This is a genomic window from Acidovorax temperans (assembly GCF_006716905.1).
GTDB classification, from domain to species: Bacteria; Pseudomonadota; Gammaproteobacteria; order Burkholderiales; family Burkholderiaceae_C; genus Acidovorax; species Acidovorax temperans.
The window spans coordinates 1,395,089-1,408,220 of record NZ_VFPV01000001.1 but is presented as its reverse complement, the minus strand read 5'-3'; the positions used below and the strand labels follow the sequence as shown (position 1 = coordinate 1,408,220).

Genomic DNA, 13,132 nt, shown 5'->3' with positions numbered 1-13,132 from the left:
CGATCCGTTGACTATTGCGCGCGCGGGGTGGGCACCATGAGCCCGATAGACGTGATGCCGTTGCTCGAATCGACCATCGTCCGCCCTCCGTGCATGCGGGCGATGGCAGCCACGATGGCCAAGCCCAGTCCATGATTGCGGGCGGCATCCGACCGCGCCGCATCTGCCCGGTAGAAGCGGTTGAACAGATTGGGCAAATGCTCGGCTGAAATCGTCTGCCCCTCGTTCACCACCCGCAGGGCGATCTCGCCGTCCAGCCGGTCGATTTGCACGACAACGGTGCTGTGCGGATGCGCGTGTCGGGTTGCGTTGCCGATCAGGTTGGATAGCGCGCGCTGCAACAGGCGCACATCGGCCAAGCCGGTGGCATCGCCGTCGATACGAACCTTCAGCCCGGCCTCTTCAATGGCCGCCTCGTGCAATTCCACCACCGCGCGCGCAACGCCGGCCAGACAGGCGACATGCTCGCGGCGGGCCTCAGCCCCACGGTCGGCTTGCGACAGAAAGAGCATGTCCTGCACGATCATCGACATGCGCTGGAGATCTTCGAGGTGCGAGCCCAACACATCTCGCAACGTGTCGGCATCGCGTGCTTTGCGCAAAGCAACTTCAGTGCCCCCCATCAACGTCGCCAACGGCGTGAACAGTTCATGCGCAACATCAGCATTGAAGGCTTCCAGTTGCCCGTACCCTGCGCTGTGGCGCCCCCTCGTGTCGCCTCAGTCGTCAAAGCGGCCACAACTCGCCGAATATCGAAGCGGCTCTGATTTGATGCAGGATGAACCTGAGAGGAGGCACGCTACGCGCACGGGGCTCTGAGAAAACCCAAGCAGCGAGGAGTGGCAAAGTAAAGCATGTAGCTGCTACACTGTTACCCCTATGCGCAAATGGCTGGCCATCGTCTTGCTGGTGTTCTTGCCGCTTCAATTCAGTTGGGCGGCAGCGGCCAGCTATTGCCAGCATGAAACCGGGGCTGCGGCCAAGCACTTCGGCCACCACGCGCATCAGCACAAGGCGGCCGACGGCAAGGATGCCAGCCCTGATCCGGCCAAGACCCTGGGTGGCGATCCTGATTGCGCGTCCTGTCATGCCGGGTGCTTCTCGGTCTTGTCAGGGGATGTGAAGCTGGCGTCGCCAGTCAGCCCGTCCCTGGTTACGGGGTATCCCCCGGAGCACCTTGCTGCGCCTCCACCTGAACGTTTAGAGCGCCCTCAGTGGCGTGTCCTCGCCTGATCGGCGGGGAGCGCGTTCCTTTCCCTTCGTCCTCACCCCTGCCGTCGCGCATGGCGCGCTACGGTATCCAGCCGGCTTCGCGCGGCTGATGTGATGACGTTGCTGGCGATCATCTGGATTGCCCCCCGCCGATTCCCTTGTGTATTTCAAATCACTGGAGAATCGGATGCTGAAGGATATTCACAATTACAACGCGAGGGCGGTTGCGGCAGGCTTGCTCCTTGCGCTCATGACGGGGACGGCTTTCGCTCAGTTATTGCCGACGGCACCAGCTCTTGGGCAGAGCGCCAACGGCGTAGAGCAGATTGAAGCAGCAACGCCCCTGACCCTGCAAAAGGCCGTCGCGCTGGCTTTGGAGGCGAATCTTGACCTGACTGTCGCCCAACGGGAGATCGAGGCCGTGGAGGGCCAGGTAATTCAGGGACGAGTACGTCCTAATCCCGAGCTGGCGTACTCGCTCGAAGACCAACGCACGCCAACCCGCACGCAAAGCGTCCAGATCAATCTGCCCATCGAGCTGGGGGGCAAGCGCGCTGCCCGCATTGCCGCGGCAGAGCGAGGGCGTGACGTCGCAGTTGAAGAACTGAACACGCGGCGCGTCGAAATTCGCGCCGCTGTGGTTGCCGCCTTCTTTGAGGCGCTGGCCGCCCAGGATCGCACGGCCTTAGCCCAGGACAGCGTTGACCTGGCCAGGCAAGCGACGGATGCCGTTGCCAAGCGCGTGACGGCGGGCAAGGTGTCCCCGGTCGAAGAAACCAAGGCTCGGGTGGCCGAAGCCGGCGTGCGGGTTGAACTGGCACAGGCGCAGAGCGAACAACGCAGTGCCCGCGCGCGGCTGGCTAGTTTGCTCGGGGCCAACCCGCCGCGTTTCACCCAGGTAGCGGGCAGCGTGGATGATCTTCCCAACGTCCCTTCGCTGGATGACATCCAGCAGCGCCTGTCGGCCTCTTCGGCACTGCGCCGGGCGCAGTTGGAGATCGAACGTCGCCGGTCGCTGGCCGACGTGGAGCGCAGCAAGCAGACGCCCGACGTCACGGTCAGCCTGGGCGTGAAGCGCCCGTACGAGCTTGCACGCAATCAGTTGATGCTTGGTGTTTCCGTGCCGCTGCCTTTGTTCGACCGCAATCAGGGCAACTTGCTGGAAGCGTTGAAGCGCGAAGACAAGGCGCGGGACGAACTCCAGGCGCTGAACGTGCGCCTGAGCACGGAGGTGCTGCAAGCCCGCGAACGGCTGGCGTCGGTTCGCGGCGAGATCGACATATTGCAGCGAGAGGTGCTGCCAGGGGCCAAGAGCGCCTATGACGCGGCCACCGTGGGCTTTGGTTACGGCAAGTTCAACTACCTGGAAGTGCTGGACGCGCAACGCACCTACTTTGCCGCCAAGTCCCAGTACCTCAAGGCGCTCGCCGATGCGCACCGCGCGGCGGCGGACATGGATCGCGTGATCGGCGCATCCGAATCCACGACCACCCTGCCTGCAAACAAGGAATGAACATGAAACCCGAAACGAACAAACTGAACGTCGGCAAGAAGCAGTGGTTTGCCATCGCCGTGATCGCCGCAGTGGGCATAGGACTGGGCAGCGCCATTCTCGGCGGCAAGACGGATAAGAGCGCCGAGGGCGAGGGTCACGGCAGCCACGTTGAAGCCAAGGCCCACAGTGATGGTGAGCATCACGACAAGGCAAGTGGTGACCAGCACGACCACGACAAGGGCCATGCGGACGGTGAGCACCACGAAGGGCCGAGCAAGGGGGTGCATGGCGGCAAACTGTTCAATGAAGGGGATTTCGGATTGGAGGCGTTGCTCGCGGAGGAAGGCGGTGAGCCTCGTTTGCGAATCTGGCTCTATGACAAGGGCAAACCACTTGCCAGCAACACTGCAAAGGTCAGCGCCACCGTCACGCGCTTGACCGGCGAGAAGCAGGCGCTCAACTTCGCGCCTGACAAGGACAGCCTGCTGAGCCGCGAGGTCGTGCCGGAGCCGCACGCGTTCGAGATCAGCATCGTTGCCCAGACAGCCAACGAACCCTTCATGTTCGTCCTCAACCAAGAGGAGGGGAAAGTCGAACTCAGTGATGCACAAATCAAAGCGGCATCCATTAGCATCGACACGGCTGGCGCGGCACGAATCAAGTCAGCCTTGCAATTGCCCGGGGAAATTCGCTTGAACGAAGACCGGACTTCGCACGTTGTCCCACGCATTGCAGGAGTGGTCGAGAGCGTTCAGGCCAGTCTGGGTCAAGCAGTCAAGAAGGGACAGGTTCTCGCAGTCATTGCCAGCCCGGCTGCGTCTGAGCAGCGCAGCGAGTTGCAGACAGCACAAAAGCGTCTGGCCTTGGCCAAGACCACGTTCGAGCGTGAAAAGCGGCTCTGGGAGCAGAAAATTTCCGCCGAGCAGGACTACCTACAAGCAGGGCAGGCGTTAAACGAGGCGCAAGTCGCTGTGGCCAATGCTCAGCAGAAGCTGTCGGCCTTGGGGTTGAGCGCGGGATCTTCGGGAGGGCTGAATCGCTTTGAGTTGCGCGCCCCGTTCGATGGCCTGGTGATTGAAAAGCATCTCAGCCTGGGTGAGGCCGTCAAGGAAGACGCCGCCGTGTTCACCGTGTCCGATCTGGGACAGGTCTGGGCTGAAATCAACATACCTGCCAAGGACTTGCCACTGGTCAGGGTCGGCGAAAAGGTCACCATCAAGGCAACGGCATTCGATGCCAGCGCGCAAGGCACCATCACCTTTGTTGGCGCGCTGATTGGCGAACAAACCCGCATGGCCAAGGCCCGCGTGGTCTTGTCCAACCCCCAAGGCGCTTGGCGTCCCGGCCTGTTCGTCAATGTGGAAGTGATCGCGTCCGAAACCGCCGTGCCAGTCAGCGTGGCTAGCGACGCTATTCAGAGCGTGAGGGACAAGCCGGTCGTTTTCGTCAAGGTGAAGGACGGCTTTGTGGCCCAGCCTGTGCAGTTGGGTCGCAGCGATGGCAAGCGGGTCGAGGTACTGCAAGGTCTTCAAGCAGGGGCGGCATATGCGGCCGCAGGCAGTTTCGTCGTGAAGTCAGAGCTTGGCAAAGCCTCTGCCGAACACACCCATTGATGCCGGAGCAACGCACATGTTTGAAAAACTTATTCGCGCGGCCATCGAGCACCGATGGCTAGTGTTGTTAGCCGCCATTGGCATGGCCGCCGTCGGCGTGTTCAGCTACCAGAAGTTGCCCATCGACGCCGTACCCGACATCACCAACGTCCAAGTGCAGATCAATACCCAGGCGCCGGGCTATTCACCGTTGGAGACCGAGCAACGGGTGACTTATCCCATTGAAACCGTGATGGCGGGCCTGCCCAACCTGGAGCAAACCCGCTCTCTTTCGCGCTACGGCCTCTCGCAAGTGATCGTGATCTTCAAGGACGGCACCGACATCTACTTCGCGCGCCAGTTGGTCAATGAACGCATCCAGGAGGCGCGGGAAAAACTGCCTTCCGGCATCACGCCTGCGCTGGGGCCGATCTCCACCGGCCTGGGGGAGATTTACCTGTGGACGGTCGAGGCGAAGGACGGTGCGAAGAAACCCGACGGGATGCCCTACACGGCAACAGACCTGCGCGAGATTCAGGATTGGATCATCAAGCCGCAGTTGCGCAACGTGCCCGGTGTGACTGAAATCAACTCGATTGGCGGTTATGCCAAGGAGTATCAGATCGCACCTATACCCGCTCGCCTGGCTTCGCTCGGCGTTACCCTGCAAGACATCGTGACGGCACTGGATCGCAATAACGGCAACGTGGGTGCGGGCTATATCGAGAAGCGCGGCGAGCAGTATCTGATCCGGGCGCCCGGGCAGGTCAAGACGCTGGAGGACATTGGCAATGTCATCCTCAGCAGCGCGGGCGGTGTGCCGATCCGGGTGCGCGACGTGGCGGACGTGGGGATGGGGCGCGAACTGCGCACCGGCGCCGCCACGGACAACGGCCGCGAAGTGGTGCTGGGCACGGTGTTCATGCTCATCGGCCAGAACAGCCGCACGGTGTCGCAGGCCGTGGACAAGAAGATGGTGGAGATCAACCGCAGCCTGCCCGAGGGCGTGCATGCGGTGACGGTGTACGACCGCACCGTGCTGGTGGACAAGGCCATCGCCACGGTGAAGAAGAACCTGCTGGAAGGCGCGATCCTGGTGATCGTGATCCTGTTTCTGTTCCTGGGCAACATCCGTGCCGCCATCATCACGGCGACGGTGATTCCCCTGTCGATGCTGTTCACCTTCACCGGCATGGCGCATTACAAGGTGAGCGCCAACCTGATGAGCCTGGGGGCGCTGGATTTCGGCATCATCATCGACGGGGCGGTGGTGATCGTCGAGAACTGCGTGCGCCGACTGGCCCATGCGCAGGCGCACCAGGGCAGGCCCTTGACGCGGGCGGAGCGCTTTCACGAGGTGTTCCTGGCATCGAAGGAATCACGCCGCGCGCTGCTGTTCGGGCAACTCATCATCATGGTGGTCTACCTGCCCATCTTCGCCCTGACGGGGGTGGAAGGGAAGATGTTCCACCCGATGGCGTTCACGGTGGTGGCTGCACTCGTGGGGGCCATGATCCTGTCGGTGACTTTCATCCCGGCAGCGGTCGCCCTGTTCATCGGCCATCGGGTCAGCGAGACGGAAAACTTCCTGGTCGTGCAGGCCAAGCGCTGGTATGGCCCGCTGCTGGATCGCGTGATGGCGGCCAAAGCAGTGATGCTGGCGGCAGCCGCCGTGGCGGTGGTGCTGTGCGGTTTGATCGCCACCCGCATGGGCAGCGAGTTCGTGCCCAGTCTGAACGAAGGCGACTTCGCCATCCAGGCGCTGCGCATTCCGGGCACCAGCCTTTCGCAATCGGTTGCGATGCAGCAGCAACTGGAAGCCACGCTGAAGGCCAAGTTCCCCGAGATCGACCGCGTTTTCGCGCGCACCGGCACGGCCGAGATTGCCTCCGACCCCATGCCGCCGAACATTTCCGACGGCTACATCATGCTCAAGCCCGTGTCCGAGTGGCCCGAGCCGCGCAAGTCGCGCGACGAATTGCTGGCGGCTATTCAGGAGACCGTGGGCAAGGTGCCGGGGAACAACTATGAGTTCTCGCAGCCGATCCAGTTGCGCTTCAACGAACTCATCTCGGGGGTGCGCAGCGATGTGGCGGTGAAGATTTTTGGCGACGACATGGATGTCCTGAATAAGACGGCCGAGGAGGTCTCGTCCATGCTGCAGAAGATTCCCGGCGCTTCCGAAGTCAAGGTGGAGCAGACCACCGGCTTGCCGATGCTGACCGTGAACATCGACCGCCAGAAAGCCGCGCGCTATGGGCTGAACGTGGCCGACATCCAGGACGCCGTGGCCACCGCCATCGGTGGGCGCGAGGCCGGCACGCTGTTCGAGGGCGACCGCCGCTTCGACATTCTGGTGCGCTTGCCCGAGTCCTTGCGTAATGACTTGGAAAGCATGAAGCGCCTGCCGATTCCTCTGCCGCGCGCAACGGGTGGCGCGGGCGGCGGCGAGGGCCGAACCAACTTCATCCAACTGGCCGAGGTGGCGAGCTTCGAGCTGGCGCCCGGCCCCAACCAGATCAGCCGGGAAAACGGCAAGCGCCGCATCGTGGTCAGCGCCAACGTGCGCGGCCGTGACGTGGGTTCCTTCGTGGCCGACGCCGAGGCAGCGCTGGCGCAAGTCAAGATTCCCACTGGCTATTGGACGAGTTGGGGCGGCACGTTCGAGAACCTGCAATCCGCCACGCAGCGCTTGCAGATCGTCGTGCCAGTGTCGCTGCTGCTGGTCTTCGTGCTGCTGTTCGCTATGTTCGGCAATGTCAAGGACGGCTTGCTGGTCTTCACCGGCATTCCGTTTGCACTGACCGGCGGCATCCTGGCGCTGTGGCTGCGCGACATTCCGCTGTCCATCTCCGCCGCCGTGGGCTTCATCGCGCTGTCAGGTGTGGCCGTGCTCAATGGCCTAGTGATGATTTCCTACATCCGCAGCTTGCGCGAGGACGGAACGCCGCTGGATGAAGCCATCCGCGAGGGCGCGCTGACACGCTTGCGGCCGGTGCTGATGACGGCCCTAGTGGCGTCGCTGGGTTTCATCCCGATGGCCATCGCCACGGGAACGGGCGCGGAAGTCCAACGGCCTCTGGCCACCGTGGTTATCGGCGGCATCTTGTCGTCCACCGTACTGACGCTGCTCGTGTTGCCAATTCTGTATCGGCTGGCTCATCGCCCGGACGAGCAAGAAGAGGATGTCACGGCAGAGCCCGCACATGAGGGCGTAACCGCTTGAAAGGAACAACGATGAACGCCGTTACGGCACCACGACAGACTCCTTCGAGCTTTACAGGGACATCGACTCATGGAATTTCGTCACCTTCGGTACTTTCTGGCCGTTGCCGAGGAGCTGCACTTCGCCCGCGCTGCGGAGCGGCTGCATATCGAACAGTCACCACTGTCGCGCGCCATCAGGGAATTGGAAGAAGAGTTGGGCGCACAACTGTTCGTGCGTACCAGCCGCAGCACGCGCCTGACGCTTGCGGGCAAGCTGCTGATGGAGAACGCGCCTCGCGTGCTGTTGGCGCTGGACCAGGCGCGTGAGAGCGTGAAGGCAGCGGCCAATGGCTTTCACGGCCGGTTGCGCGTGGCGCTGTCCGACGGCATCACCCCCTCGCGCTTGCCGGCGCTGCTGGCGCGCTGCCGCGAGGAAGACCCGGAGATCGAGATCCGCCTGTTCGAGGTGCCGCTGGCCCAGCAGCTCAGCGGCCTGCGTGACGATCTATACGACGTGGGCTTCTCGATGGCCGACGAGGTGGGCGACGGCATCATCATCGAACCCGCCTGGGAGGATGAGCTGATGGTCGCCATGCCCGCGCGCCATGAACTACTGGCCCACAAGCGGGTACCGCTGGATGAAGTGCTGCAACATCCCCTGGTGCTGGGCGACCCGGCAGTTTGCGAAGGCCATGCCAAGCAGATCGACCGCATCCTGCGCAAGCAGGACCGGGAGCCCTTGATCGAACAGTACGTCGCCACGTTCGACGTGATGATGACTTTCGTGTCGGCCGGCTTGGCGCTAGGGCTCGCAGGCGCCGCGCACATCGCTTCCAGCCGCGAGCCGGGCGTGGTGGGCCGACCGCTCGCGGGAAAGTCGCCCATGCTCACTACCTATCTGCTGCGCCGCGACGCCGAGCCGTCGCAGGCGCTAGCCCGCTTTATCGAGCGGGTCGAAGCCCTGGGACCGGGAGACGCTTAGCCATTGGCCCCGTTTCACTTCGGAGGATTCAAGCCATGAACCTATCCAAGATCATCGCTATGTCGTCGCTAGCAGTTCTGCTGGTCGCCTGCGGCAAGTCTGAGCCGTCCAAGCCCGCTGCCGTGCCCAGCGTGGAGGAACTGGCTGCTGACCCCGTGCGTTTGCGAGAACTGCGCCAGCAGTGCAAGACGGATCGTCCGACGATGGGCGACGTGCTGTGCAACCGAGTGGCCGAGGCGACGAACCGACGTTTCCTGGGCGACGGCAAGGTGCCTTATACGCCACCGAAGGAACCGCCGAAGTTCTGATGGTCGGCTTGCCGCAACGCACCTGCGCGTGCCTGCGCCTTTTTGCGCGCTGCGCAGCAGCGCGCTCATTGTGGCGGTCTTTCGCCCCAGTTCTTCCCTGCCGGAAACCATGTTTTTTGCGGCATCAACCTGCCGATAACGGTCTTTGACCGGCACGCCCAGCGGCACTGATCCTCACGAGGGCGGCACATGCCTGTGCTGCGATCGGAGGCTGGATGATGCAGGGAACGAACGTGCTGTTCGGTCAGATTGCCGTGGTGTTCGGCATCGTGATCGCTGGGGTGTGGAGCGCCACGCAATGGACAGCGGCGGCCCTGGGCTACCAACTACGCCTGGGCTCGCCGTGGTTCGATTTCCTGGACACACCGGTCTATCACCCGTGGCGGTTGTTCGAGTGGTGGTTCTTCTTCGATGCCTACGCGCCGCGCGTGTTCGATACCGGCGGCGCCATCGCGGGCGGCAGTGGCCTACTGGCGGTTGTGGTCGCCATCGGCATGTCGATCTGGCGCTCGCGCCAGTCGCGCCTGGTCACGACCTATGGCTCGGCCCGCTGGGCCAATGTGGAGGACATTCACAAGGCGGGCCTTGACCACCCTGCGGGCGTGTTCCTCGGCCTGCATCGCCAACAGTACCTGCGGCATGAAGGCCCGGAACACGTCCTGACCTTCGCGCCTACGCGCTCGGGCAAGGGCGTGGGCCTCGTGGTGCCGACGCTGCTTTCCTGGCCTGCATCCGCCGTCATCCACGACATCAAAGGCGAGAACTGGCAGATCACCGCCGGTTGGCGCTCGCGCTTCTCGCATTGCCTGCTGTTCAACCCCACCGATGCGAAGTCAGCGGCCTACAACCCGCTGCTGGAGGTACGACACGGCGCGCATGAGGTGCGCGACGTGCAGAACATCGCGGACATTCTGGTTGATCCCGAAGGTGCGCTGGAGAAGCGCAATCACTGGGAAAAGACTTCGCACGCGCTGCTGGTCGGGGCCATCCTGCATGTGCTCTACGCGGGCGAAGACAAGACGCTGCGCGGCGTCGCCAACTTCCTCTCCGACCCGGCCAGCCCCTTCGAGTTGACGCTGCACCGGATGATGACCACGCCGCACCTCGGCGATGGGCCTCATCCGGTGGTGGCCTCGGCTGCGCGCGAAGTGCTCAACAAATCGGACAACGAGCGTTCCGGCGTGTTGAGCACCGCCATGTCGTTCCTCGGCCTGTACCGCGATCCCACGGTGGCCCAAGTCACGTCGCGGTGCGATTGGCGCATCGCCGACCTGATCGCGGCCGAGCATCCGGTATCGCTGTATCTGGTGGTGCCGCCTTCGGACATATCGCGGACGAAGCCGCTCATTCGCCTGATCCTCAACCAGATCGGGCGGCGCCTCACCGAGTCGCTCGATGGCTCCGATGGCATCGAGCGCCGCCACAAGCTGCTGCTGATGCTCGATGAGTTCCCTGCGCTGGGGCGCCTGGACTTCTTCGAGACGGCGCTGGCCTTCATGGCGGGCTATGGCATCCGCAGCTTCCTCATCGCGCAGTCGCTCAACCAGATCGACAAGGCGTATGGGCAAAACCACTCCATCCTCGACAACTGCCATGTGCGCGTGACGTTCGCCACGAACGACGAGCGCACCGCCAAACGGATCTCCGAGACGCTGGGCACCGCCACCGAGCTGCGCGCGCAGCGCAACTACGCGGGCCACCGGCTCGCGCCGTGGCTGGGCCACCTCATGGTGTCGCGCCAGGAAACCGCGCGTCCGCTGCTGACGCCGGGCGAAGTCATGCAGCTTCCGCCTGATGAGGCCGTGGTAATGGTGTCCAGCGTGGCGCCCATCAAGGCGAAGAAGCTGCGCTACTACGCGGACGCCAATTTCAAGCGCCGCGTGCTGCCGCCGCCCACGCTGGCGGACGGGCAGTACGCCGACGCGCCGCCGGCCCGCGCCGATGACTGGAGCGGGCTGGCAATTCCTGCGGTGCCGGCACCTCTCGTCGCGGAGACCGTTGGCGACCTTGGCAGCGCCGATGACGGCGGCCCGCGTCGCCAGCCCGAACTCTCCGAAATCGCCGCCTACGACCCCGAGCTGGCCGCGCCTGCGGCCGACCTTGGGTTGCTCGATGACGACGACCTGCCGCTTCCCCTTCCTCGCCAGCTCGACCCTGCCCTGCAACGCACGGCCCGGCTGGCATCCCTCGACCCTGATGACGGAATCGACCTATGACCCAACACCGCCTCAACGTGTTCATCCAGCCGGAGCACGCCAAGCGGCTCGATGAGCTGGCCGCCAAGAAGGGCGTGTCCAAGTCGTCCATCGTCGCGGCGGCGCTCGCATCGTGGCTGTCGCCCGATGCCGCCGACCAGCGCGAGGCGGCCATTGCCAAGCGGCTGGATCGCCTGTCGCGGCAGGCCGAACGCATGGAGCGCGACCAGAACATCCAGATCGAGACGCTGGCACTGTTCATCCGCTACTTCCTCACGGTGAGCACGCCCGTGCCCGAAGCGCATCAGGACGCAGCGCGCGCCCAGGGCAAGGCGCGCTTCGAGCAGTTCGTCGAACAACTCGGGCGGCATTTGCTGCGCGGTCGCAGTCTGGTGCGAGACGTGGTGGAAGAACTGCATCCAGACCCGGCACGCATGGACGACGCGCAGGAGCGCGCGTCATGAGCGCCGTTCCTTCCTTCACCGCCGTTTCACTGGATCGCCGCATCCTGATGCTGCGCACGGCGATGGGGCCGCTGATCGCCGCCGCGCTGGAAGACCCGGACGTGGTGGAAATCATGCTCAACCCGGATCGCACCTTGTGGATCGACCGGCTTTCGTCGGGCCGCGCGCCGATGGGTGTGGAGCTGTCCGAGGCCGACGGCGAACGAATCATCCGGCTGGTCGCGGCCCACGTCGGCGCCGAGGTGCATCGCGGCCAGCCGCTCCTGACGGCGGAGCTGCCCGAGACGGGCGAGCGCTTCGAGGGCATCCTGCCGCCCGCTGCGCCGGGGCCGGCCTTTGCGTTGCGCAAGCGCGCCTTTGGCGTGATCCCGCTGTCGCGCTACATCGAGGACGAAATGATGACCGCCGCGCAGGCGGGCTTGCTGGTGCGCGCCGTGCGCGAACGCCAGAACATCCTGATCGCCGGCGGGACGAGTACCGGCAAGACCACCTTGGCCAATGCGCTATTGGCCGAGATCGCCGCCACGGGCGACCGCGTATTGGTGCTCGAAGACACGGTGGAGCTGCAATGCGCGGCCCGCGACCACGTGCCGCTGCGCACACGCCAGGGCGTGGTGTCCATGACCGAGCTGGTGCGATCTTCGATGCGCCTGCGCCCGGATCGTGTCGTCGTCGGCGAGGTGCGTGGCGCCGAGGCATTGGATCTCATCAAAGTCTGGGGCACTGGCCATCCGGGCGGCATCGCCACCATCCATGCCGGCTCCGCGCTGGGCGCGCTGCTGCGTTTGGAGCAACTGATCCTCGAAGTGGCGGTGAACCCGCCCCGTGCGCTGATCGCGGAAGCGGTCAATGTGGTCATCCACATCGCTGGGCGCGGGCGCAAGCGCCGCATCGAGAGCATCGTCCGCGTCATCGGCTTCGATGGCGTGGGCTACCACCTGGCGGATGCGCTGGAGGCTCCATTCCCGGAGCTGCTGTCGCAGTCCGACCTTTCCTCCCCGTCCCCTGACCACTCTGGAGAACTTCCATGACGCACGCTGATGCTTTCCGTATTTCCGCAAATCCGCTTCCTCGGCCCGCACGGCTGGATGGCCTGGCTCGCCCGGCCATGCAGGGCTTGATGCTCGCTGCCTTCATGCTGCTGCTCGCAGGTACTGCGCAGGCCGCCGGTTCCTCGATGCCCTGGGAAGGGCCGCTGCAATCCATCCTCGAATCCATCCAGGGGCCGGTGGCGCGCATCGTCGCGGTCATCATCATCATCGCTACGGGCTTGGCGCTGGCCTTCGGTGATACCTCGGGCGGGTTCCGCAAGCTGATCCAGATCGTGTTTGGCCTGTCCATCGCGTTCGCCGCTTCGAGCTTCTTCCTGTCGTTCTTCAGCTTCTCCGGTGGGGCCGTCGTATGAACGGCCCACACGATGGAATACCCGGCTTCGAGGTGCCGCTGCATCGGTCGTTGACCGAGCCGATCCTGATGGGCGGTGCGCCGCGCACCGTGGCCATCACTAACGGCACCTTGGCCGCTGCTGTCGGGCTGGGCTTACAGATGTGGATTCCAGGCGTGGTGCTCTGGATCGTCGGCCATTCGCTGGCGGTCTGGGGTGCGCGTGTCGATCCGCAGTTCATGGCCGTGTTCGCGCGCCATATCAAGCACCGGCCGCTGCTGGACGTGTGAGGG

11 protein-coding genes and 1 pseudogene are annotated in these 13,132 nt (G+C 64.1%); 11 read left to right on the top strand and 1 reads right to left on the bottom strand.

All coding sequences use genetic code 11. The features are described 5' to 3' along the window. Positions 1 to 11 precede the first annotated feature (11 nt). Positions 12 to 704: pseudogene (locus tag BDD18_RS06765) on the bottom strand (ATP-binding protein); the annotation flags it as partial. A gap of 175 nt (positions 705 to 879) precedes the next feature. Here BDD18_RS06765 and czcI point away from each other — a divergent pair. From czcI to BDD18_RS06710, 11 genes are all read left to right on the top strand, one after another. Beyond that, on the top strand, positions 880 to 1,233 hold the full coding sequence (gene czcI / locus BDD18_RS06760; protein WP_066787367.1) for a cation efflux protein, CzcI family: 354 nt from the start codon (positions 880 to 882) through the stop codon (positions 1,231 to 1,233). Positions 1,234 to 1,399: 166 nt separating this feature from the next. Next, the gene (locus BDD18_RS06755; RefSeq protein ID WP_066787370.1) at positions 1,400 to 2,725 is read left to right on the top strand and encodes a TolC family protein; all 1,326 of its coding nucleotides are present in this window, start codon (positions 1,400 to 1,402) and stop codon (positions 2,723 to 2,725) included. Between the two features lie 2 nt (positions 2,726 to 2,727). Then, the gene (locus BDD18_RS06750) at positions 2,728 to 4,320 is read left to right on the top strand and encodes an efflux RND transporter periplasmic adaptor subunit (protein WP_142082053.1); all 1,593 of its coding nucleotides are present in this window, start codon (positions 2,728 to 2,730) and stop codon (positions 4,318 to 4,320) included. Positions 4,321 to 4,336: 16 nt separating this feature from the next. Beyond that, on the top strand, positions 4,337 to 7,525 hold the full coding sequence (locus BDD18_RS06745) for a CusA/CzcA family heavy metal efflux RND transporter (RefSeq protein WP_066787373.1): 3,189 nt from the start codon (positions 4,337 to 4,339) through the stop codon (positions 7,523 to 7,525). A gap of 69 nt (positions 7,526 to 7,594) precedes the next feature. After that, positions 7,595 to 8,488: a LysR family transcriptional regulator gene (locus BDD18_RS06740; RefSeq protein WP_009523286.1), complete on the top strand. Its 894-nt coding sequence runs from the start codon at positions 7,595 to 7,597 to the stop codon at positions 8,486 to 8,488. 35 nt (positions 8,489 to 8,523) lie between these two features. Continuing rightward, complete coding sequence (locus BDD18_RS06735; RefSeq protein ID WP_009523287.1) at positions 8,524 to 8,796, top strand: EexN family lipoprotein; 273 nt, start codon at positions 8,524 to 8,526, stop codon at positions 8,794 to 8,796. A 218-nt stretch (positions 8,797 to 9,014) separates the two neighbouring features. After that, positions 9,015 to 11,012: a conjugal transfer protein TraG gene (locus BDD18_RS06730; protein WP_024537622.1), complete on the top strand. Its 1,998-nt coding sequence runs from the start codon at positions 9,015 to 9,017 to the stop codon at positions 11,010 to 11,012. After that, on the top strand, positions 11,009 to 11,455 hold the full coding sequence (locus BDD18_RS06725; protein ID WP_009523289.1) for a ribbon-helix-helix protein, CopG family: 447 nt from the start codon (positions 11,009 to 11,011) through the stop codon (positions 11,453 to 11,455). The genes BDD18_RS06730 and BDD18_RS06725 overlap by 4 nt, the downstream gene beginning before the upstream one ends. Next, a complete protein-coding gene (trbB, locus tag BDD18_RS06720) occupies positions 11,452 to 12,486 on the top strand; it encodes a P-type conjugative transfer ATPase TrbB (RefSeq protein ID WP_103519349.1) in 1,035 nt (344 codons plus the stop codon). The genes BDD18_RS06725 and trbB overlap by 4 nt, the downstream gene beginning before the upstream one ends. After that, entirely contained in the window at positions 12,483 to 12,860 is a 378-nt protein-coding gene (locus BDD18_RS06715) for a TrbC/VirB2 family type IV secretion system protein (protein WP_009523291.1), read from the top strand. Before trbB ends, BDD18_RS06715 begins: the two co-directional genes overlap by 4 nt. Continuing rightward, complete coding sequence (locus tag BDD18_RS06710) at positions 12,857 to 13,129, top strand: VirB3 family type IV secretion system protein (protein ID WP_009523292.1); 273 nt, start codon at positions 12,857 to 12,859, stop codon at positions 13,127 to 13,129. The genes BDD18_RS06715 and BDD18_RS06710 overlap by 4 nt, the downstream gene beginning before the upstream one ends. The last annotated feature ends 3 nt before the right edge of the window (positions 13,130 to 13,132 follow it).